The organism is Pseudomonas sp. Leaf434 (genome assembly GCF_001425545.1).
Classification (GTDB): Bacteria; Pseudomonadota; Gammaproteobacteria; order Pseudomonadales; family Pseudomonadaceae; genus Aquipseudomonas; species Aquipseudomonas siliginis.
Map to the genome: position 1 here is coordinate 668241 of NZ_LMQZ01000009.1, position 21572 is coordinate 689812.

At 60.2% G+C, this 21572-nt stretch carries 16 protein-coding genes; 9 read left to right on the forward strand and 7 right to left on the reverse strand.

Annotated elements, in window-relative coordinates; translation table 11 throughout:
* Nucleotides 1–35: 35 nt before the first annotated feature.
* Nucleotides 36–413: a response regulator gene (locus tag ASG55_RS20380; RefSeq protein ID WP_056789776.1), complete on the forward strand. Its 378-nt coding sequence runs from the start codon at nucleotides 36–38 to the stop codon at nucleotides 411–413.
* Between the two features lie 34 nt (nucleotides 414–447).
* Here ASG55_RS20380 and ASG55_RS20385 read toward each other — a convergent pair whose 3' ends face one another.
* The 3 genes from ASG55_RS20385 to ASG55_RS20395 all read right to left on the reverse strand — a co-directional run bounded on the left by ASG55_RS20385 (nucleotide 448) and on the right by ASG55_RS20395 (nucleotide 4805).
* Nucleotides 448–2118 carry an ATP-binding protein gene (locus tag ASG55_RS20385; RefSeq protein WP_056789778.1) on the reverse strand — a complete coding sequence of 557 codons (1671 nt, stop codon included), beginning with the start codon at nucleotides 2116–2118 and terminating at the stop codon, nucleotides 448–450.
* Complete coding sequence (locus tag ASG55_RS20390; protein WP_056789781.1) at nucleotides 2115–3617, reverse strand: ATPase domain-containing protein; 1503 nt, start codon at nucleotides 3615–3617, stop codon at nucleotides 2115–2117. Before ASG55_RS20390 ends, ASG55_RS20385 begins: the two co-directional genes overlap by 4 nt.
* Nucleotides 3618–3749: 132 nt before the next feature.
* Nucleotides 3750–4805 carry a tetratricopeptide repeat protein gene (locus tag ASG55_RS20395; protein ID WP_056789784.1) on the reverse strand — a complete coding sequence of 352 codons (1056 nt, stop codon included), beginning with the start codon at nucleotides 4803–4805 and terminating at the stop codon, nucleotides 3750–3752.
* A 171-nt stretch (nucleotides 4806–4976) separates the two neighbouring features.
* On the opposite strand from ASG55_RS20395, the gene ASG55_RS20400 reads away from it, so the two are divergent.
* Genes ASG55_RS20400 through ASG55_RS20410 form a run of 3 tightly spaced genes read left to right on the forward strand, consistent with a single transcriptional unit; the run spans nucleotide 4977 to nucleotide 8251 of the window.
* Complete coding sequence (locus ASG55_RS20400; protein ID WP_056789787.1) at nucleotides 4977–7112, forward strand: FUSC family protein; 2136 nt, start codon at nucleotides 4977–4979, stop codon at nucleotides 7110–7112.
* A complete protein-coding gene (locus ASG55_RS20405; RefSeq protein ID WP_024013080.1) occupies nucleotides 7102–7302 on the forward strand; it encodes a DUF1656 domain-containing protein in 201 nt (66 codons plus the stop codon). Before ASG55_RS20400 ends, ASG55_RS20405 begins: the two co-directional genes overlap by 11 nt.
* Nucleotides 7303–7327: 25 nt before the next feature.
* Nucleotides 7328–8251, forward strand: a complete 924-nt coding sequence (locus ASG55_RS20410; RefSeq protein WP_435406089.1) for a biotin/lipoyl-binding protein — start codon at nucleotides 7328–7330, stop codon at nucleotides 8249–8251.
* A gap of 224 nt (nucleotides 8252–8475) precedes the next feature.
* Here ASG55_RS20410 and ASG55_RS20415 read toward each other — a convergent pair whose 3' ends face one another.
* From ASG55_RS20415 to mexE, 3 genes are read right to left on the reverse strand one after another with little or no spacing between them, the layout of a single operon-like run.
* Complete coding sequence (locus ASG55_RS20415; protein ID WP_056789794.1) at nucleotides 8476–9897, reverse strand: efflux transporter outer membrane subunit; 1422 nt, start codon at nucleotides 9895–9897, stop codon at nucleotides 8476–8478.
* Nucleotides 9894–13085 carry an efflux RND transporter permease subunit gene (locus tag ASG55_RS20420; protein WP_041480270.1) on the reverse strand — a complete coding sequence of 1064 codons (3192 nt, stop codon included), beginning with the start codon at nucleotides 13083–13085 and terminating at the stop codon, nucleotides 9894–9896. Before ASG55_RS20420 ends, ASG55_RS20415 begins: the two co-directional genes overlap by 4 nt.
* Nucleotides 13086–13100: 15 nt before the next feature.
* Complete coding sequence (gene mexE / locus ASG55_RS20425; protein ID WP_039761553.1) at nucleotides 13101–14354, reverse strand: multidrug efflux RND transporter periplasmic adaptor subunit MexE; 1254 nt, start codon at nucleotides 14352–14354, stop codon at nucleotides 13101–13103.
* A gap of 370 nt (nucleotides 14355–14724) precedes the next feature.
* On the opposite strand from mexE, the gene gcvA reads away from it, so the two are divergent.
* From gcvA to ASG55_RS20440, 3 genes are all read left to right on the forward strand, one after another.
* Nucleotides 14725–15630: a transcriptional regulator GcvA gene (gene gcvA, locus ASG55_RS20430; RefSeq protein WP_056789797.1), complete on the forward strand. Its 906-nt coding sequence runs from the start codon at nucleotides 14725–14727 to the stop codon at nucleotides 15628–15630.
* A gap of 75 nt (nucleotides 15631–15705) precedes the next feature.
* A complete protein-coding gene (locus ASG55_RS20435; RefSeq protein ID WP_056789800.1) occupies nucleotides 15706–16533 on the forward strand; it encodes a DMT family transporter in 828 nt (275 codons plus the stop codon).
* A gap of 29 nt (nucleotides 16534–16562) precedes the next feature.
* Nucleotides 16563–17324, forward strand: coding sequence for a glucose 1-dehydrogenase (locus ASG55_RS20440; protein WP_056789802.1), 762 nt, complete (start codon nucleotides 16563–16565; stop codon nucleotides 17322–17324).
* A 6-nt stretch (nucleotides 17325–17330) separates the two neighbouring features.
* Here ASG55_RS20440 and ASG55_RS20445 read toward each other — a convergent pair whose 3' ends face one another.
* A complete protein-coding gene (locus ASG55_RS20445) occupies nucleotides 17331–18245 on the reverse strand; it encodes a LysR family transcriptional regulator (protein WP_016774850.1) in 915 nt (304 codons plus the stop codon).
* Nucleotides 18246–18515: 270 nt separating this feature from the next.
* Here ASG55_RS20445 and ASG55_RS20450 point away from each other — a divergent pair, with 270 nt between their 5' ends.
* Nucleotides 18516–19538 carry a zinc-dependent alcohol dehydrogenase family protein gene (locus ASG55_RS20450; RefSeq protein WP_056789806.1) on the forward strand — a complete coding sequence of 341 codons (1023 nt, stop codon included), beginning with the start codon at nucleotides 18516–18518 and terminating at the stop codon, nucleotides 19536–19538.
* Nucleotides 19539–20089: 551 nt separating this feature from the next.
* Entirely contained in the window at nucleotides 20090–21556 is a 1467-nt protein-coding gene (locus ASG55_RS20455) for a hypothetical protein (protein ID WP_056789809.1), read from the forward strand.
* The last annotated feature ends 16 nt before the right edge of the window (nucleotides 21557–21572 follow it).

Genomic DNA, 21572 nt, shown 5'->3' on the forward strand with positions numbered 1-21572 from the left:
CGTATCAGCAGCTATTGACCGAACAAAGGCTTCCCATGAGCGTAGATGCGCAAGATGTAGTACTCGTCGTCGAAGACGAACCGGTTATCTTGATGGTCCTGACGGATTACCTGTCGGGGCAGGGCTATCGCGTGTTGCAAGCGGAAAATGGCGAGCAGGCTTTCGAGATCCTCGCCAGCAAACCTCATCTCGACATACTGATTACCGATTTCCGCCTGCCGGGCGGGATCTCCGGCGTGCAGATTGCCGATCCGGCGGTGAAATTGCGACCGGACCTCAAAGTGATTTTCATCAGCGGCTATCCGCAGGAAATCCGTGAGACCGGCAGCCCGATTACCAACAGCGCACCGATTCTGGAAAAACCGTTTGATCTGGATGTGTTGCAGGAAAAGATTCAGGAATTGCTGGCCTGATATGTAGGAGCTGCCGTCGGCAGCTCCTATCGATTCAGCTATTGATCATCTCGCGCACCTTTGCGGTGAGCAGATCAAAGGTGAATGGCTTGGTGATCATCTGCATCCCCGAGTCGAGGAAGCCTCCGCGCACCGCAGCGTGCTCGGCATAGCCGGTGATGAACAACACTTTCAGACCTGGGCGATATTGCCGACCAACCTCCGCCAGTTGACGACCGTTCATCCCCGGCAGACCAACGTCACTGATGAGCAAATCAATACGTTGCGTCGAATTGAGAATCGGCATGGCGCCGTCGGCATCACCAGCCTCGACGAACGCATAACCCAACTCACTGAGCACGGCGCTGACCAATACGCGCACCGCAGGGTCGTCTTCAACGATGAGTACGGTTTCGCCATCCATCGCATACGGAGCCTGCTGCGAATCCGAGACGGGAATTTCCACTTCTTCACCACGGAAACGCGGCAGGTAGAGTTTTACCGTGGTGCCTTGATCGACTTCACTGTCGATCGACACATGCCCGCGCGACTGCTTGCTGAAGCCATAGATCATCGACAGCCCGAGGCCGGTGCCCTGGCCGATCGGCTTGGTGGTAAAAAACGGATCGAACGCACGGCTGACCACACTCTGCGGCATGCCGCTGCCGTTGTCAGTCACGCTGAGCATCACGTAATCGCCCGGCTCCAGATTGCTGTACGCAGCCGTGAATTCGCGATGCAGCACCTGATTGCTGGTTTCCACCACCAGCTTGCCACCCTCGGGCATCGCATCGCGGGCATTGATCACCAGGTTGAGCAGGGCGCTCTCGAGTTGATTGGGATCGGCCTCGGCCACCCATAGATTGTCGTCCAGGCGCATTTCCAGATGAATGCTTTCATTGAGGCTGCGTTGCAGCAGCTCGCCCATCGACAGCACCAGCGTGTTCATTTGCACGGCTTTCGGGTCGAGTGACTGACGGCGCGAGAACGCCAGCAGACGGTGAGTCAGGCCGGCGGCGCGGTTCGCTGACGTCACACCTAGATCGATCAGGCTGTCGAGGTCTTCCGTGCGGCCTCGGGCCAGACGTCGACGCAGCAATTCAAGACTGCCGATGATGCCAGTGAGCATGTTGTTGAAGTCGTGAGCGATGCCGCCAGTGAGTTGGCCGACCGCTTCCATTTTCTGCGATTGGCGCAGGGCTTCTTCGTTGTGGCGAAGTTGTGCGGTGCGTTCTTCGACTTGCTGTTCGAGGGTTTCCAGAGTCGATTGCAGGCGTCGTTCGCTTTCACTCAGGTCGATCAGCCGATCGCGCGCTTCATATTGTCGTCGTCGCCCACGCAGGGCGGCGGAGACCAGGCTGACCAGCGTCGCGGGATGGAAGGGGCGCTCGAGAAACGTCACGTTGCCCAGCAGGGTGCTGAGGCGCGACGGCGGCCCTTGTTCATCGCCGCCATGATGAGTCAGCAGGACAATTGGCATGTCCGACCACGCGGGCTGCTGGTCAAGGTAGGCGATTAGCCCTTCCAGTTCAGGTCCGCGCAGCGCTTCAGCAGCAATCACCAGCAGTCCGGCACCGACCTCCAGCTCGGTGCATAAAGCGCCGAGATTCGGCGCCACCATGCCGCCGTAGCCGGCTTCGTTGAGGATCATCAACGCGATCTGGCTGTCGCGACCCATGGGCGCCAGCACCAGCACCCGCTCGGCCAACGGCGTGTTGACCGTCACAAGCTTTCATCCTCAAGCAATGGATTGCTCGCTCCCATGTAGGTCGGCACGCCACGCAGCACGCCCTGGAAGGATTCCAGCGGTTGGCCGATGGTCATGCCATGCGAGGAGATCCGGTATTCACGGATGGTCGACTCGTGGTTGCCGGTACGTTTCTTGATAATCGAGATCGCCCGGCGGACTTTGCCGAGGGCTTCGAAGTAGCGCAACAGAATCACCGTGTCGGCCAGGTAAGTGATATCGACCGGCGCCTGCATATCGCCCACCAGACCGTGCTGGGCGACCGTCATGAAAGTCGCCGCGCCTTTGCGGTTCAGGTACAGCAACAGCTCGTGCATGTGCAGCACCAGCGCGTTTTCTTCCGGCATCGCCGCTTGATAGCCGTTGATGCTGTCGATCACCACGGTTTTGATACCCAGCTCATCGACGCAACGCCGCACGCGATGGGACAACTCACCGGGAGACAATTCGGCGGCGTCTACTTGTTCGATCAGCAGATTACCGGTGGCCTGCAAGGCTTTGAGGTCAATACCGAGATGGCGCATGCGTTCGAACAGCAGGCCCAGCTCTTCATCGAAAATGAACAGCGCGGCTTTTTCGCCTCGGGCCACCGCTGCGGCGGCGAAGATCATTGAGATCAGCGATTTACCGGTACCGGCCGGGCCGAGAATCAGCGTGCTTGAGCCGGTCTCGATGCCGCCGCCGAGCAGGGCGTCCATTTGCGGGATGCCGCTGGACAGCTGCAGACGTGGGTAGTCACCGCGATGTTCCGCCGCTACCAAGCGTGGAAAAACATGGACGCCGTCGCCCATGATGGTGAAGTCGTGGAAACCGCCACGGTATTTCTGCCCGCGATACTTGACCACTCGAACGCGCCGACGCTCAGCGCCGTAGCTCGGTGTCAGCTCTTCAAGACGAATCACGCCGTGGGCGACACTGTGCACGGTCTTGTCGAGGGACTCGGTGGTCAGGTCGTCGAGCAGCAGGACGGTGGCGTCGTAGCGCACGAAGTAATGCTTGATCGCCAGAATCTGCCGACGATAGCGCAACGAGCTCTGCGCCAGCAGACGGATCTCCGAAAGACTGTCGAGCACTACGCGGGTCGGTTTGAAGCGTTCGACCACTTCGAAAATCTGCCTGGTCGCCTCACCCAGTTCAAGGTCCGAGGAATACAGCAGACTTTGCTGGTGTTCGGCATTGAGCAGGCTTTCGGGCGGTGTCAGCTCGAAGATCTTGATGTTTTCGTTCAGCTCCCAACCGTGGGAGAGCGCACCTTGACGCAGTTCTTTCTCGGTTTCCGAGAGAGTGATGTACAGGCAGCGTTCCCCGGCCAGCGCACCGGCGCGCAGGAAATGCAACGCCACGGTGGTTTTGCCGGTCCCGGGTTCCCCCTCGAGCAAAAACACATGGCCGCGAGACAAGCCACCGGCAAGGATGTCATCCAGGCCTACAATGCCGACGGCGGCCTTTGCACTGATCAACTCGTTTGATGTAGTCAAAAAACGCCCTCTTATGACTAGGGTAATCCGGCGGCTGGCTAGAGTGAGCCGCCTGAGTAACTTGACCTCACGGCGTGTTCACGGTTCCGCTTTTTCTTGGACGGGCGGCCAATTGAGTCCGCCCTGACTGGATTAAAGACCTTGTTGCAGGGCCGGGTCGTCCGGATTCAGTTGCTCCAGTTGCGCCAACAGGATCTGTACATTCTGCAGTTGGCCGCTTTCCTTCCAGTAGTTGATCAGCAACACCCGCGCCTTGCGGTCGGCGGGGTGGCGCTGGACGATTTCCTGCAGCTGTTTTTGCGCCGCCTCCAGTTCTTCCGCGCTGTGCAGAGTGGTGGCGAGGTCGTAGCGATAATCCTTGTTGTCCGGCTCCAGTTCTACCGCTTTGGACAGGCCGAGCAGGGCGTATTCGCGCTGGCCGTGGTGCAGCAGCCACAGGCCGAGGGCATGTTGCAGATAGGCCGAATCTGGCTGCGCCTTGAGCTGGCGGGCAAGCAACTGGCGAGCGGCATCGCTCTGGCCCTGGCGGTCAAGCACATCGATCTGCATGACCAGCGCCGCCAGGTTGCCCGGTTCCAGACGCAAGGTATTGTCCAACGCCTGTTGGGCCTGTTTGTATTCGGCGTTGTGGATATAAAGACGGGCCAGTTGCGCATAGTTGGCGGCGCTTTCCGGCTGGTTTTCCAAGGTCTGTTGCCTGCCGTCGATAGCCTGCTGTAGCGGTGCGAAATACAGGCCGAGCTCGTCCGGGCTCAGGCCGAGCAGGGCATTGATCGCGGCGAACCGCACGGTTTGTTCTGCGTCGTCGAGCAACGGTCCGAGCAGCAGACTGCGTTGCCCGCCGGGCACCAGACCGACGATGCTTTTGATCGCGGCGACGCGCACTTGCGGCGCTTCGTGATGCAGGTCGATGTCAGCCAGTTTCAAGGCCTGCGGGCTGGGGTAGTTGGGCAGCTCGCCGTGCAGCCAGACCCGGCGTTTGACCGAGATGTCCGGGCGGCCCAATTGCTGGTACAACTGGCGCGCCGCTCCGGGTTCACCAGTGCGCGCGGCGTTCAGCGCTTCGCTGTAGCCATGTTTGATAGCATCGGGGATCGTCGGTGTGCTGCTGCGCCATGACAGCCAGACGACGCCGAGGATCAGTACGAGGCCTAGGCCGATCAGCAGGTTGCGGCGAGACTGAGTCATGCGGGGTTTCCGAAAGCTTCGAACTTGAGCAGAGCGGCAAGCTTCGTTCAGCTTGGCGCGGGAGTCAAACCGTTGCCGGCGAATCGTCCTACAACACGTGTCGACTGTGAAATCCGTCAGGCTTTTGCTGCAATGTCTACGCTTGCAGAAGTCGTTTTAAAGAGTGTGCCCATGCCAGCGCTGTTCGCTTATTTCAAGGCTTTGATCCATCCCGGTCAGGCTGTTCTGCTGTTTGCCCTGCGGACCATCGCCGCCGGGCTGTTGACCCTATATCTGGCGTTCATTTTCGATCTGGAACAACCGAAGTGGTCGATCATGGCTGTGGTGATTGTCAGTCAGCCATTGGCAGGGATGGCACTGGCGCGCAGTTTCGGCCAAGTGGTCGGCACCACCGTGGGTGCCGCGGTGGCGGTGCTGATCATGGCGATTTTTCCTCAGGCGCCGCTGCCGTTCATCACGACATTGGCGTTGTGGCTGGCGCTGTGCACCGCGGGCGGCACCTTGCTGCGCTACACCAGTTCCCAGGCGTTCGTGCTCAGTGGCTACACCGCAGTGGTGGTGGCCTTGCTGGCAATCCCGGATCAGGAAGGCACGTTTTTGCTAGCGGTCACCCGCGTCACTGAAACCCTGCTGGCCGTTGCCTGCGTGTGCGTGGTGAGCCTGCTCACAGCCCGGCCTGAAGCAGTGGCCAAAGGTTATTTCGCCAAAATCGATCAGGTGATCAAACTGGCCGCCAGCCACGCCGCCGAAGTGCTTCGCACGGAAGAAAGCGAAGCCGATTTTCAGCGTCGGCAGATGCAACTGCTCGGCGAGATCAGCGCATTGGAGGGGTTGCGACGTCATTTGTATTTCGATGCCCCACGTTTGCGCGATGCCGACAACCTGGTATTGCTGCTCGGCAATCAACTGATGCTGCTGACGTCGCGACTGACCGCGCTACGGCATCAGCGCGAATTGCTCATCGAACGCTGGGAGGGCGACCTGCCGCTGGAGGTGCAGCAGCTGCGGGCCGAGGAACTGGCGTTGCTTGAGCAACTGGCGCAACAGGGCCGCGCGCTGTCTGGCGCCGATCGGCAACGTTTCGTGACCTTGCAGCAACAGTTCGAAGCGTTGGCGTACAAGGCCGAGCAGCAGACCGAGAACATGAGCGCGACCCTGCGTTCACTGGCCTGGGCGCTACGTTGGGAGCAGGCGCGCCTGTTGCAGCAACTGGAGCAGATTCTCGAACTGAGCGACGCCATTCAGGAAGGGCGACCGGCCAGTTGCCTCTATCGCGGCCAGAGCAGTCCGTTGCATCTGGATTTCACCCTGGCCTCGATGAACGCCATTCGCGCCTTTACCGCGCTGTTGGTCAGCGGATTGATCTGGATCGAAACGGCGTGGGATGGCGCGCGCGGCGGAATGATTCTGGTGGGGATTCTCTGCTCGCTGATGGCGACGTTTCCGCGTCCGCTGATGGCTGCGCAAAGCTATGCGCGAGGCTTGGGTCTGGCGCTGGTAGTGTCGGCGTTCTATCAATTCATGCTGGTGCCCGCGATCAGTGATTTCGAGCTGTTGGCCTTGCTGCTGGCGCCGCTGCTGTATGCCATTGCCGTGGGCATTTCCAGTCCGGCCACCGCCGGTATCGGCATGGGCCTGGGCCTGTCCAGTTTCCTCATGCTCGGGCCGCAAAATACCGGCACTGGGCAGAACACGGCGATCCAATGGTTCGAATTCGCCGGCGCCTACGTCAGTGCAGCGATGCTGGCCCTGATCGTTTATGCGCTGATCTTCCCGTTCCGCCCGGCCTTGCGCATCCGGCGCCTGTACGGCGAAGCGCGGGAGCAGGTGCACCAACTGAGCAAAATGCCGGCCACCGATGAACAACAATTCGCCTTCGAGAGTCGGATGACCGATCGCCTGACCAGCATGCTCGGCCTGCTGCCAGCGGCAAACGATCGCGCCATGCAACGCTTGTATGAAATCAGCCTGGCTTGCGTAGCCCTGGGCGTGGCCATGCATCAGCTGAGGCAGCAGGCGCAGAACAACGCGTTACTCACCGATGCGTTCAGCCAGCGCCTGGCATCGGCGTTACGCAAGACCGGTCGCCTGGTTGCCGGACGCGCGGATGTGCAGCTCCCGGCGCTGCTGGCGACGTTGCACCAACTCGGAGATGAGCTGGACGAGCTGCACGCCGCCAGCCATGAACATTTATGGTCGGTTTTTCGCATGCGTGTGGCGCTGCTGATTGTGGTGTCGTTCCTCGAGCGCCACGGCGAACATTTGCAACCTCAAGGTCTGGAAGGAGAACCGCAACTTGCCCATTGATTTCGAAATTGGCGGGGTTTATCTGCCGCCGATTGCCCAGGCTCTGTTACTGGCGATCCCGATTTTCATGTTGCTGGACTGGTGCTTGCGCCGCCTGGGCCTACTGCGCCTGGTCTGGCATGAAGCGCTGTTCGAAGGCGCCCTGTACGCCTGTGTCTGCGCCACGCTGATTCTGTTGATGGGAGCCTGATGTCTTGAAAGCACTAGTTGCACGAATGATGACCGTGGCAGTGGTGATCCTGGCGATCGTCCTCGGCTGGTTTGCCTGGGAGTATTACACCCGCGCGCCGTGGACACGGGATGCTCGGGTGAGGGCGGATGTGGTAACGCTGTCGGCGGATGTTTCGGGGCGTATCGTCAAACTGGCGGTGCAGGACAACCAGCATGTCGACAAGGGCCAGTTGTTGCTGGAGATCGATCCGGCGCGCTATCAACTGGCGGTCGAGCATGCCCGACGCTCGGTGGAGGTGTCCAAGGCCTCGCTGGGGCAATCGCAAGCGGCAATCGTCGCCAGTGAAGCGTTGCTCAAACAACGTCAGAGCGAGGAGCGCCGGCGACGTACGCTGAAGCAAGGCTTCGCCATTTCCGGTGAGGAATGGGAGAAGGCCAGTACCGACGTGGCGGTTGCCCAGGCGGATCTGTTGCGCAATCAGGCCAACCTCGGCTTGGCCGAAGCCAATGTGCAACTGGCAATTGCCGCGCTGACCCAGGCTGAACTGGATTTGCAGCGCACCCGTGTCGAATCGCCGGTCAGCGGTTATGTCACCAACCTGCTTACCCGCCAAGGTGATTACGCACAGGCGGGCGGGGCACTGCTGGCGTTGGTCGACAGCGATTCGTTCTACGTCAGCGGCTATTTCGAAGAAACCAAGCTGCCGCGAATCGCGGAGGGTGATCGCGTACGCATTCAATTGATGAGTGGTGAGCGCTTCGGCGGCACAGTGGAAAGCATCGCCTTCGCCATTGCCGACCGCGAAAACGCGCCCGGCAGCCGATTGCTGGCAAACATCAACCCGAGTTACACCTGGGTGAAGCTCGCGCAACGGGTGCCGGTGCGCATTGGGATTGATGGTGACTTTGCCGGCAAGAATCGCCTGCGCGCCGGTACAACCGCCACCGTGACGGTACTGGAACCCTGATCCCCTGTAGGAGCTGTCGAGTGCAACGAGGCTGCGATCTTTTGATCTTGGGACGCAGAGCGTCCCCGGCTACATTCCCATCAAGGATCGCAGCCTCGTTGCACTCAACAGCTCCTACACGGGATTGGTGATTCAGTGGCATAAAAAAACCCCGCGACCGAATGATACGCGGGGCAAAAAAACTTGGTTGGTTGCGGCCAACCAAAGGAGCTCTTTAACAATCTTTACTTGCTGGCGACTGTCTCCGGTTGCCAGCCACCGCCGAGGGCCTTGTAGATCGCGACGATGCCGCGATACAGCTCGACTTCGGCCTGGGCCTGACTGTCTTCGGCGTTCAGGCGCTCACGTTGAGCGTCGAGCAGGACGAGGAAATCGGTGGTGCCTTCGCGATAACGGATTTCTGCCAGATCAGCGGCCTTGCGACTCGATTCGCTCTGACGGATCAGCGAGATCAAACGTTGCTGACGCTTGCCGTAATCGCTGAAGGCATTTTCCGATTCTTCCAGCGCCAGCAGCACCTGTTGCTCGTAGTTGGCCAGCGCGCCTTCGGCGTCAGCATCGGCACCGCGCAAACGGGCGCGGACGCTGCCGAGGTCAAACGCAGCCCAGGTGATGCTCGGGCCGAGTGCCCAGGCGTTGGCTGCCGACGAACCGATCTGCGAGCCACGTCCGGCCGTCCAGCCGAGGAAGCCGCTGAGGCTGACCCGTGGGAACAGGTCGGCTTTGGTCACGCCGATGCGCGCAGTGGCCGAAGCCAATTGCCGTTCGGCGCTGAGAATGTCCGGACGACGTTGCAGCAGTTCACCCGGATCACCGATCGGCAGCGCCTTGGCGATGGCCGGCAGATCTTTCGGGCTCAGGTCGACGGTCAGTTTGTCCGGGCGCTCACCGAGCAGGGTAGCGATACGGTTTTTCTGCCGAACCTGTTCCGCCTGCAGCTGCGGCACCGTGGCTTCGACGTTGGCCAGACGCGCATCGGCGCGTTCGACATCGAGCTGATCACCGACACCGGCGTCACGCAGGCTGATGGTGATCTTGCGCGACTCCTGCTGGTTGTTCAGGTTGGCCACGGCGATCTTTTCCCGCAGCTGGGCGCCGCGCAGTTGACCGTAAGCGTCGACCAGTTCGGCAATCATGGTGACTTGCAACTGGTAAAGATCGGCTTCGGCGGCCTGCTGGTCGGCGTCACTGGCTTCCAGATTGCGCTGGATGCGGCCGAACAGGTCGAGCTCCCAGGCCATGTCCAGACCGAGGTCATAGCGCTCGCTATTGACCCGGTCGGTGGTCTGGCCGGGAATCTGGCCCTTGCCCAAGTCGCTGCTGGCGCGGCTGGTGATGGTCGGCATCGCGTCATTGCTGGCGTCGTCGCGGATCGCCCGGGCGGCTTTCCAGCGGGCGAACGCCACGCGCAGTTCACGGTTGCCTTGCAGCGATTGCGTCACCAACTGGTTGAGTGTCGGATCATCGAATTGCTGCCACCAGATGCCTTCGAATTTCGAACGGTCGAAGTTCTTTTGCCCGGCGGCGCCGTCGGTGGCGGTCGTGATGTTGGCTGCCTCCGTGGCTGGGGTCTTGTAGTCGGGGCCGACGGCGCAGGCGCTGAGGGCCAGCACCAGCAGACTCGGCAGGAAGACTTTCAGACTCATTGTTGCGCCTCCAGTGGCTTTTGAAGAGTGTGCGCCTTGGCTGCTTTGCGCTGCTCGCCGCGTTCGACAAAGTTACGGATCAGTACGTAGAACACTGGCGTCAGCAGCAGACCGAAGAAGGTCACCCCGAGCATCCCGGAGAACACCGCCACACCCATGGCGTGACGCATCTCGGCACCGGCACCGCTGGAGAACACCAGTGGCACCACCCCCATGATGAACGCGAAGGAGGTCATCAGGATCGGCCGCAGACGCAGGCGGCAGGCTTCCAGCACCGCAGCGAGCGGATCGAGGCCTTCTTCCTGTTTGTCCTTGGCGAACTCGACGATCAGAATCGCGTTTTTACAGGCAAGTCCCACCAGTACGATCAAGCCGATCTGGGTGAAGATGTTGTTGTCACCGCCGGAAATGATCACACCGGTGATGGCCGACAGCAGCGTCATCGGTACGATCAGGATCACCGCCAGTGGCAGGCTCCAGCTTTCGTATTGGGCGGCGAGTACCAGGAACGCCAGCAGTACGCAGAGCGGGAACACGAACAGCGCGGTGTTGCCGGACAGAATCTGCTGGTAGGTCAGGTCGGTCCACTCATAGGTCATGCCGTTCGGAAGTTCTTCCTTGAGCAGTTTCTCGATGGCTTTTTCCGCCTGGCCAGAGCTGTAGCCCGGGGCTGCGGCACCGTTGATTTCAGCGGTGATGAAGCCGTTGTAGTGCATCACGCGGTCCGGCCCCGAGGTGTCGCTAACCTTGATAAAGGTCGCCAGCGGGATCATTTCGCCTTTGTTGTTGCGTACTTTCAGCTGGCCGATCTGGTCGGATTCAAGGCGGAACTGTTGTTCGGCCTGAACGTTGACCTGGTAGGTGCGCCCGAAGCGGTTGAAGTCGTTGGCATACAGCGAACCCAAATAGATCTGCAGGGTGTCGAAGATATCGCTGACGGCCACGCCGTGGGTCTTGGCTTTTTCACGGTCGATGGCGGCATCGACCTGCGGCACGTTCACCGTGTAGCTGGTGAACAGACCGGCCAGTTCCGGCACGTTGTGGCTTTTGTTGATGATGTTCATGGTTTCTTTGTACAGCTCGTCGTAGCCCAGGTTGCCCCGGTCTTCGATTTGCAGGCGGAAACCACCAATGGTGCCCAGACCTTGTACCGGCGGTGGCGGGAAGATCGCCATGTACGCTTCCTGAATGTTCGCGTACTGGCCGTTCAAGGCGCCGGCAATCGCGCCGGCGGACATGCTCGGGTCTTTACGCTCGTCGAACGGTTTCAGCGTCACGAAGACGATGCCGGCGTTCGGGCTGTTGGTGAAACCGTTGATCGACAGGCCCGGGAACGCTACGGCGCTTTCCACGCCCGGCTGTTTCAGCGCGAGGTCGGACATGCGCTTGATCACGTCTTCGGTGCGATCCAGGCTCGCGGCATCCGGCAATTGCGCGAAGGCCACCAGGTATTGCTTGTCCTGGCCGGGTACGAAACCGGTCGGCGTGCTGGAGAAACCGAAGAAGGTCAGTACCATCAGGCCCGCATATACGAGCAGGGCGATGCCGCTGCTACGGATAACCCGGCGCACGGTGCCGACGTAGCCATGGCTGGCGCGATCGAAGAAGCGGTTGAATGGACGGAACAGCCAGCCGCCGAAGATCTTGTCGAGCACTTTCGAGAAGCGGTCTTTCGGCGCGTCGTGGCTTTTCAGCAACACAGCGGCCAATGCTGGCGACAGGGTCAGCGAGTTGAACGCCGAGATCACTGTCGAGATAGCGATGGTCAGTGCGAACTGTTTGTAGAACTGCCCGGTGAGGCCGGAAATGAACGCCGCTGGAATGAACACCGCACACAGCACCAGTGCGGTGGCCACGATCGGCCCGGTCACTTCCCGCATGGCGCGCTTGGTCGCTTCGACCGGCGTCAGGCCGAGTTCGATGTTCCGTTCGACGTTTTCCACCACGACGATGGCGTCATCCACCACGATACCGATGGCCAGTACCAGGCCAAACAGCGACAGGGCGTTGAGCGAGAAACCGAACAGGTGCATGACCGCAAACGTACCGATCAACGATACCGGCACCGCCACCAACGGGATGATCGAGGCGCGCCAGGTCTGCAGGAACAGAATCACCACCAGCACCACGAGGATCAGCGCTTCGAACAGGGTGTGCACCACCGCCTCGATCGAGCCACGAACGAAGATCGTCGGGTCATACACGATGCTGTAGTCCATGCCCTGCGGGAAGCCTTTCTTCAGCTCTTCCATCTTGCCGCGCACTTCGTTGGAAATGTCGATGGCGTTGGAACCGGGACGCTGGAAGATCGGGATCGCCACAGCCGGCTGATTGTTCAGCAGCGAACGCAAGGCGTATTGGCTGGAACCCAGTTCAATGCGTGCGATGTCCTTCAGGCGAGTGATCTCACCGTCGTCGCCTGCGCGAATGACGATGTTCTCGAACTCTTCTTCGGAAACCAGACGGCCTTGAGTGTTGACCGACAGCTGGAAACTTTGCGCGGTCGGGGCAGGGGGCGCGCCCAGTTGACCGGCGGCGACCTGACGGTTCTGCTCGCGAATCGCGGTCACCACATCGGTGGCGGTCAGATTACGTGAAGCGGTCTTGTTCGGGTCAAGCCAGACGCGCAGCGAGTAGTCGCCCATACCGAACAACTGCACGTCACCGACACCACCGAGGCGAGCAAGCTCATCCTTGATGTTGAGGATCGCGTAGTTGGACAGGTACAGCATGTCGTAGCGCTTGTCCGGTGAGGTCAAGTGCACAACCATGGTCAGGTCGGGCGATGCCTTGTCGACGGTGATACCGATGCGCGTTACTTCCTCGGGAAGCTTCGGCTCTGTCCGGGTTACCCGGTTCTGCACCTGCACCTGCGCGTTGTCCAGGTCAGTGCCCAGGGCGAAGGTGATGGTCAGGGTGATCTTGCCGTCGGCGGTCGACTGCGAGGACATGTACAGCATGTTCTCGACGCCGGTGATGGCCTGCTCCAGCGGAGCGGCCACGGTTTCACCGATGACTTTGGGGTTGGCGCCCGGGAAGTTGGCGCGCACGACCACGGTCGGCGGTACGACTTCCGGGTATTCGCTGATCGGCAACTGGAACAGCGAGATCGCACCGGCGATCAGGATCAACAGCGACAGCACCGCTGCGAAGATCGGCCGGGAAATGAAGAATTGGGAAAAATTCATCGGAGTTGTCGTCCCTTAACCGCGTGGGGTCGTAGCAGCCAGCTTCGCAGCCGAACCCGATGCACCCTTGGCAGGGGCAACTTTGGGCAGGTTGCTCGCTTCCAGCGCTTGACGTTGTTGAGCGAGGGCGGCGAGGGTCTGCTCGCTGGCCATCGGAATCACTTCAGGGGTGACCGGTGAGCCAGGACGAACCCGTTGCAAGCCCTTGACGATGATGGTGTCGTCCTTGTTCAGACCGTTGCGGACGATGCGCAGGCCTTCGATTTTCGGACCGAGTTCGACGGCGCGGTAGGCGGTCTTGTTGTCGCCATCCATAACCAGCACAAATTTCTTGCCCAGGTCAGTGCCCACGGCTTCGTCATTGATCAGCATGGCGTTGTAGGTGCCGCTGCCGACCAGTTTCAGCCGTGCGTACAGGCCCGGGGTATAGGTGCCGTCAGCGTTGTCGAAGACTGCGCGACCACGGATGGTGCCGGTTTTTGGATTGACCTGGTTGTCGACGAAGTTCATCTGGCCGAGGTGCGGGTTGCCGTCTTCGTTGGACAGGCCCATGTACACCGGCGTAGTGGCGCCACGCTGGCCGTTGCGGGCCAGTTGGGTGTATTTGAGGAATACGCGTTCGTCGGCGTCGAAATAGGCGTAGACCTTGTCGGTGGAGACGACGCTGGTCAGTGCGGTGGTGTCGGCGGTCACCAGGTTGCCGGCAGTGATTTCGGCGCGGCTGACGCGGCCGCTGATCGGTGCGGTCACGCGGGTGAAGCTCAGATTCAGTTTGGCCAGGTCCAGTTGTGCCTGTAGAGCACCGACGGCGGCGCGGGCCTCTTGGGCAGCGCTGGTGCGCGAGTCGGCCAGTTCAGCGGAAATGGCGTTGCTGGTACGCAGACGTTCACCGCGAGCGGCTTCGTTTTCGCTGCGAGTGGCGGTGGCGCGGGCTTGAGCAACCAGAGCTTCGAGGCGGCGTACCTCGGCCTGGAACGGACGCGGATCGATCTGGAACAGCAGGTCGCCTTTCTTGACCAGCGCGCCTTCGGTGAACGCGACCTGATCGATCTGGCCCGAAACCCGTGGGCGGATTTCAACGGTTTCCGGCGCTTCGAGGCGCCCGGTAAATTCGTCCCACTCGTTGACCGGTTGTTCCAGCACCTTGGCTACGCTGACTTTGGCAGCGGGCGGGGCGCCGGCAGTCTCCGGAGTTTTGCCGCAGGCGCTCATCACCAGTACGGCCAGCATGGCCAACGGGAAGCGCAAATGTTTGAGTGATTGTTCCATGGATGCAATCCGCCGAAGTATTGAAGATGGGCGGATGATGCTCGGCGCGGGTGTGATGGCACGAATCGAATGAAGCAAAGGTAACTATCATTCGGAATGATATAAGCGCAGAGGCAGCCCTCTAGCATGCACCTTTCGTTAGGGGGCTAACAATCGGCCTGAAGGCAATTCTGTGTTGCTTGATCTGCAATGATTGCGACCGACGCTGCGCGCGGAGGATTATCCGGCGATTAAATACCTCGCTGTTACCAGCACCTCGCCCACTTGCCGGAGCAATACGCCAATATCGCGGAACGGGCAACCAAGGGAGTTTCGCTCTAACATGAGCGCAACCTCATGCTCTGACATTTATCGTCCCCGGATCATTTTTATGCGCGACCTGCCCCCGACCGCGACCCTGCGTGCTTTTGAAGTGGCCACCCGACACCCGACGTTCACCGCTGCCGCTCAAGAGTTGCACGTGACCCAAAGCGCCGTCAGTCACCAGCTCCGGCACCTCGAAGAACTTTGGGGCTTGCAATTGTTCGAGCGCGGCAAGGCGTTGCGCCTTACAACAGCGGGGGCGACGCTGGCGCCGATCGTGCGCGAGTTTTTCATCAGCCTTGAAGCAACGCTGGAGGATCTGCGCGAGCAAAAGGACAGGGTTCGCCTGACTGTCAGCACCACTTATTCGTTTGCCTTGAAGTGGCTGCTACCACGCTTGCCGACTCTGTCGCGCCTGCACCCGGAGCTGTTGGTTTCGCTGGATACCACGGACAAGATCATCCACTTCGCCAATGGCGAAGCCGATGTCGCAATCCGCTTGGGCAAGGGCAATTACCCCGGTCTGTATTCAGAGTTCCTGTTCGGCGAACAGGTGTTTCCCGTGGCCAGCCCCGAACTGCTGCAGCGCGTCGGCAGGCCGGGCAGTCCCGCGGAGTTGCTGCAGATGCCGTTACTCATTCGCGACGGCGCCGAGTTGGCGCCGAAATGGGAGGTGTGGTTTCAGTCCGTCGGGCTGGAGTTTTTACCGCTGCGCGAAGGCGTCAGGTTTGGTGATACCAACATGACGGTGGAAGCTGCGTTGCTCGGCCAGGGCGTTGCATTGGTGCGCAGCGGCCATGTCGAAAATGAAATTGCCGACGGCCGTCTGGTGAGGCTGTTCGATGTGCCGTTCACTTCGCCGCTTGCTTATTATTTCGTCTGCCCCAAAGGCATCGAAGCCCAGCCGCATATCCTCAAATTTCGCGAGTGGTTGCTCAGTGAAGCGTTGAAGGTGCAGAGCGCACAGCGCTGAAGTATGAGCAATTGCTCACGGTGTAATGAGGAGACTTCACTGTAATGCCGATGCCAGGGATGCCTAGAATGCTGCATGCCAATCAATCTCGTACTCCTCGTTCTGTTCGCCGCGCTCCTGCACGCCAGCTGGAACGCGCTGCTGCGCGGTGGCGCCGATCGGCTCTGGTCGATGACGATGATGTGCGTGGCCATCGCCATCGTCTGCGCCATCGCCGCCTCTTTCATGGCCCCGCCTGCACCTGAGAGCTGGGGTTACGCGCTGCTCTCGGCACTGCTGCATGTCGGCTACAACCTGTTTCTGGTACGCAGCTATCGGGTCGGCGATCTAGGGCAGATCTATCCGATTTCCCGTGGGTCGTCGCCGGCGCTGATCACCCTCGGCGCCGCGCTGTTTGCCGGCGAAACCATAACCCCCGGCGAACTGCTCGGCATTGGTCTGGTGTCCGGGGGGATCATTTCGTTGGCGTTCCGAGGGCGCAGCCTGTCGGTGCCGAGCCTGCCGTATGCGCTGGGCACCGGTTGTTTCATCGCCGCCTACAGCGTCGTCGATGGCATTGGCGCCAGGCTGTCCGGTGCGCCGCTCGCGTACACGGTGTGGATGAGCGCCCTGTGGGGTGTGTTGATGCCATTGGTGTATATCGGCCTGCGCGACGCCCGCAGTCTGTTTTCCGTACGGCCCGGCATGCTCGCCGCTGTGGGCGGCGGACTGGTTTCCTTACTGGCTTACGCAATCGTTATCTACGCGATGAACGAAGCGCCACTGGGCGCGGTGTCGGCCCTGCGTGAAACCAGCGTGCTGTTCGCGGCATTGCTCGGCTATTTGTTCCTCGGTGAAAAGCTTACCGTCCGCAGGATGCTGGCATGCGTGGTCATCGCCAGCGGCGCCATCATCATCGGCTGACATAGGCCAACTGCTCAGGAGAACGTCGCATGGATAAAGTCTCGCAAGCACCGCTGATTCTGATCACCGGCGGCAGTCGCGGAGTCGGCGCCGCCACCGCCCGACTCGCCGCCGCGCAAGGCTATGACGTTGCCATCAGCTACGTTGCCAACGAGTCTGCCGCGATGGCGGTGGTGGCGGATATCGAAGCGTTGGGGCGAAAGGCGCTGGCGGTGCGTGCTGACAGCGCTGACCCTGAGCAGGTCGCTGAGCTGTTCTCGGCCATTGATCGTACATTCGGGCGTATCGATGTTCTTGTGAATAACGCTGGCGTGCTGGCGAAACAGTCACGCATGGAGGACCTTAGCTTCGAACGCATGCAGCGAATATTCGCGGTCAACGCGTTGGGGCCGATCCTGTGCGCGCAGCAGGCGGTAAAACGCATGGCTTACCGGCACGGCGGCACAGGTGGCGCAGTGATCAACGTTTCTTCTGCCTCGGCGCGCCTGGGCAGCCCGAATGAATACGTCGACTACGCAGCATCGAAAGGCGCGCTGGAAACTTTCACCATCGGCTTTGCCAAGGAAGTCGCGCGCGAGGGGATTCGGGTCAACTGCATTCGCCCGGGGCACATCTATACCGACATGCACGCCAGCGGCGGCGAGCCGGGGCGGGTGGATCGCGTGAAGGAGTCGATCCCGATGGGCCGGGGCGGTCAGCCGGAAGAGGTGGCGCGGGCCATCTTGTGGCTGGCCAGCGCGGAGGCTTCGTTTGTCACCGGGACTTTTCTGGATGTGACGGGTGGCAAGTAGGTCCGGCTACAGGCTATCCGGATCGCCAAAGAACATCTGAATCCGCGACCGTAACCACCGCTCTCCCGGGTCGTTATCCTGCGACCCACGCCAGGCCATGTGCAATTCAAAGGTCCGGGTCGGCAGCGGTGGATCTTCAGCCCGCAGACCGCCAGCTGCCGTCAGTGCCTCAGCCGTGTAATCCGGCACGGTCGCGACGATATCGGTGCCCGCAAGCAGCGTGCCCAGTCCGTTGAACTGTGGCACCGCGAGCACCACGTGCCGTTTGCGTCCGAGTTTTTCCAGTTCTTCATCGACAAAACCACTTAGGTCACCAGCAAACGACACCAGTGCGTGCGGTCGGGCGCAGTAGTCGTCCAGGCTCAGCGGCCCCGGCACGGTGTCGGCGCGCAGCAGCTTCGGTGCGCTGCGGCGCAGGACCTTGCGCTTGGCGTTGGCCGGCAGGTCGGTGGTGTAGCTGACGCCAATCGAAATCTCGCCCGAGGCCAGCAGGCCCGGCATCAAGATGTAATTGACCCGCCGTACCACGAGGACAATGCCCGGTGCTTCGGCGCGCAGACGCTTGAGCAGCATGGGCAGCAGCGCGAATTCGACGTCGTCGGACAAACCGATGCGAAACACCGAGGTGCTGGTCGCCGGATCAAAATCGGCGGCACGACTGACGGCGGTCGAGATCGAATCAAGGGCAGGCGAGAGCAGGGCGAAGATTTCCACCGCGCGCGCGGAAGGTTCCATGCTGCGGCCGGTGCGGACAAACAAGGGATCGTCAAACAGGCTGCGCAGACGCGACAGCGCCGCACTGATAGCCGGTTGGCCGAGGAACAATTTTTCCGCGGCCCGAGTCACACTGCGTTCGTGCATCAATGTTTCGAACACGATCAGCAGGTTCAGGTCGACACGACGCAGGTCATTACGATTCATCTGGAGTCCTGGCAGAGTCATCAAACTTGACGAGGGCGGCCATATGAGAACAATGGCCGGCATGAATCTTACGGGGAAAGGCTGGTACTCTGCACCGGAAAATTCAGCTTTACTGCGACGGTGGCAGGCCTTTTTTCATGGATTTTGCCAATGCCGCCCTTGATGCGGAATCAATGACAGGCATGTCGACTATTAATAGCCACTGATGGTCTTGGGTCCAAAGCCCAGATAGAGTTCATAGCATTAGAGGTTACTTTGACGAGGTTTGCGATGTCCCGCACGATCCGTTTTCACAAGTTTGGTCCGGCCGAGGTGCTCAAATGCGAAGAGCATGCGGCTGCTCAGCCAGGTCCTGGCGAAGTGCAGGTGCGTGTCGAGGCAATCGGCATCAGTTGGTACGACACCCTGTGGCGCCAGAATCTGGCGTCGTCCCAGGCACGTCTGCCTTCGGGCCTCGGTCATGAAATGGCTGGCGTGGTCACTGCGGTGGGCGCTGATGTCGAAGACCTGTCCGTCGGCGACAAAGTGGCCAGTTTTCCTGCAGAAAGCCCGAACGACTATCCGGTGTACGGTGAGTCGATCGTCCTGCCGCGCACCGCGCTGACCCGTTATCCCGATGTGCTCAGCCCGATCGAAGCGAGCGTGCATTACACGCCGCTGCTGATCGCCTACTTCGCTTATGCCGATCTGGCACGGGTCAAACCCGGTCAATTTGCGCTGGTGACCGACGCCAGCCACTGCGCCGGCCCGTCGTTTGTGCAATTGGGCAAAGCGCTGGGTGTGCGAGTGATCGCGGCGACCAAATCGGCGGAGGAGCGGGAGTACCTGTTGTCCCTCGGTGCGGAGAAGGTCATCGTCACCGAAGAGGAAGATCTGTTGATGCGTATCAACAAGATCACCGACAATCGCGGCGTCGATGTGGTGTTCGATGGTCTTGGCGGCCCGCAGATGTCGTTGCTCGGCGATGTGCTGGCGCCACGCGGCAGTCTGGTGCTGTACGGCCTGCAAGGTGGCAACCAGACCCCGTTCCCGGCGTGTGCGGCGTTTCAGAAGAACATCCAGTTCTTCGTGCACTGCATCGGCAATTTCACCGGCAAGCCGGAGCTGGGCATTGTCCAGGACCACGTCGCTCTGCAGCGTGCTTTGCGTGACATCAACCAGTTGACCGCTGACCGCGTGCTCCTGCCGCTCAAGACTCGTGTATTCCCGTTCAACGAGTTCGTCGAAGCGCATCGCTACATGGACGAATGCCCATGCCGCGAGCGAGTGGCCCTGCAAGTGCAAACCGCGTAAATCCGCTCATCAGAGTCCGTGGCCGCCACGGACTCTTTTCTGTTTATACCCTCCGCTGTCAGTAAACCCTCCCCAATATCGAAGCATTGGCCTTTTCAGTAACTGAACTGGTTTTTGCCGTTCATCTGTATCTTCTAATCACACTATAAGCACTGATAATTGAATGATTACTTTCATCTCAAGGAATGAGCTATGGCTGTGCATTCAATTTGTCCGATGCAATATCAAATGGCTGGTTCAGCTGGCTTCGTCAATTTCTGTTTAATTGCTGTAGGGCGATTCGGAAGTTGCTTCTCTTTTTCTCGTAGTGATTTGGCGTGGGACGTTGTGGGAAGTTTCCTCAGAACATTGTTGAGTGGCGAAAGGCCAATGAATACGGGTGGTTGAGCGTCAAGCTTGGCATCTGGAAGGCTTTGTTCAGGTGAAGTGTTTCAAATAACTACAACTTTGTAAGTGTTAGCATTTCAGCGTCTATTACTTATTGATCCAATTGCCGCGCGCCTACTGTCATGTCTGCGCGGCATGAAACTTTTGATACCGGGTAAATACCGATGAGCACGATCCATGATCAGGCAATGAACTATGTCTATCAGCAAGTATTGCAGCGTTTGCTGAGTTTCTTTTCCCGAGCCGAGCGCACGGCATTGCAATTGCTGATACAGCGCCTGGTGGTGGCCGCTGGCGGCATGGAAAACATCGGGCAGTTCAAGGTGCTGGTGCCTCAGTCCGGCCTGCGGGACGGCTGCTATACCCTGGCCTTGCTCCGGGCCGCTCAGCTGACCATTGCCGGCCGTGCTCCGGCGACCTTCCAGCTGCGCGTGGCTTCCCTGCGCTGGAGTGGCGACAGCCCGCTCGCCCTGCTGAACCTGCATCGCAGCTACAGCGCGCTATTCCTTTATGACGATCCGCGGGTCGAGGTGCTGATGGTGGATAACCGCGAGGTCCTGCCATTCGACCATCGCACGCCTGTCAGCAATGAAGGGCGCGAGGCCAGCCGGGTCAATCTGCTGCTGGTGGGGCACTGTCGCACCTGGCTTGAAACACCTGAATTATGGGATGACGCCTACCTGGCGACGGCCGAGTACTACAGCCAGATCGCGCGCTGGAACAACGGCGTCGACGCCATGATCAGCACCGAAACCAAAGGCAGTCAGCAGCATTTCCTCGAAGGCCTGAACCGCGCGATGCAGCGAGTGGCAATACCGGCTCCAGGCCTGGTCAATGCCGGATTCGAAACGCTTTTTCCTCTGCTCGACGAGCTCGGTGATGACTTTTACCGGGAACTGCGTGCCGATGATGACCGGACCGTGTGGCGACCGGAAGGTGAATTCGAAGCCTGCCGGCGCACCAGTTTTATCGACATCAACGACATGATGGTCGGCAAGCTCGAGGACCGCTGGCCGCTGTTGGGCGAGTTTCTCGGTTATGAACCTGATGATCTGGCGCTGTACCAGGGCGAAGCGGTGTTTGCTGATCCTCTGATCTCGGCACATGTGCGAGGTTTGTACGCACGGTTCATCGAGGGGCGCGCCTATGAGGCGGGCATCGACGATTACGTCCGGCACACGCTGGCCGACATGCGGCGAAAGCAGGTTGCCGAAACCGTCTGCGAGCACTTGCTGGCCAGCTACGACAACGCCGGCGGGCCAGAACAACTGCGGATGCTTGCCGAGGATTACCTCAGTAATGGTTTCGGATTGACCGAAACGCAGTTGGCGTGCCTGCTGTTTGCGCCGTTCATCGACAACGGCAAAGGTCTCGAACGCTTCCTGCGCAACTGTCATCCCGGCATGCTGGTCGCCATGCCGGACCTGCACCGCGCCATGCAGGGTCTGCACGCACCCGAGCAGGTGATGAAGTGGCTGACGGAAGTCAGCGGTTTGCCAGTCAGGCTGTTGAACCGCCTGTATGCGATGGGTCCTGTGCAGATTGATGCACCTGCGCAATTCTCCTCGGAGAGTTCGGGTTCGGACGAGGCGCGTTCGGCTGCGCCGTTCGAGCGGTCGACGGAACGCTGACGGTGAGCCGGAGCCT

Coding starts and splice junctions, on each gene's coding strand:
- ASG55_RS20435 (WP_056789800.1), top strand. CDS start 15,706: ATGCCAATCAATCTCGTACTCCTCGTTCTGTTCGCCGCGCTCCTGCAC.
- ASG55_RS20395 (WP_056789784.1), bottom strand. CDS start 4,805: ATGACTCAGTCTCGCCGCAACCTGCTGATCGGCCTAGGCCTCGTACTG.
- ASG55_RS20415 (WP_056789794.1), bottom strand. CDS start 9,897: ATGAGTCTGAAAGTCTTCCTGCCGAGTCTGCTGGTGCTGGCCCTCAGC.
- ASG55_RS20410 (WP_435406089.1), top strand. CDS start 7,328: ATGATGACCGTGGCAGTGGTGATCCTGGCGATCGTCCTCGGCTGGTTT.
- ASG55_RS20445 (WP_016774850.1), bottom strand. CDS start 18,245: ATGAATCGTAATGACCTGCGTCGTGTCGACCTGAACCTGCTGATCGTG.
- gcvA (WP_056789797.1), top strand. CDS start 14,725: ATGCGCGACCTGCCCCCGACCGCGACCCTGCGTGCTTTTGAAGTGGCC.
- ASG55_RS20400 (WP_056789787.1), top strand. CDS start 4,977: ATGCCAGCGCTGTTCGCTTATTTCAAGGCTTTGATCCATCCCGGTCAG.
- ASG55_RS20420 (WP_041480270.1), bottom strand. CDS start 13,085: ATGAATTTTTCCCAATTCTTCATTTCCCGGCCGATCTTCGCAGCGGTG.
- mexE (WP_039761553.1), bottom strand. CDS start 14,354: ATGGAACAATCACTCAAACATTTGCGCTTCCCGTTGGCCATGCTGGCC.
- ASG55_RS20380 (WP_056789776.1), top strand. CDS start 36: ATGAGCGTAGATGCGCAAGATGTAGTACTCGTCGTCGAAGACGAACCG.
- ASG55_RS20450 (WP_056789806.1), top strand. CDS start 18,516: ATGTCCCGCACGATCCGTTTTCACAAGTTTGGTCCGGCCGAGGTGCTC.
- ASG55_RS20455 (WP_056789809.1), top strand. CDS start 20,090: ATGAGCACGATCCATGATCAGGCAATGAACTATGTCTATCAGCAAGTA.
- ASG55_RS20440 (WP_056789802.1), top strand. CDS start 16,563: ATGGATAAAGTCTCGCAAGCACCGCTGATTCTGATCACCGGCGGCAGT.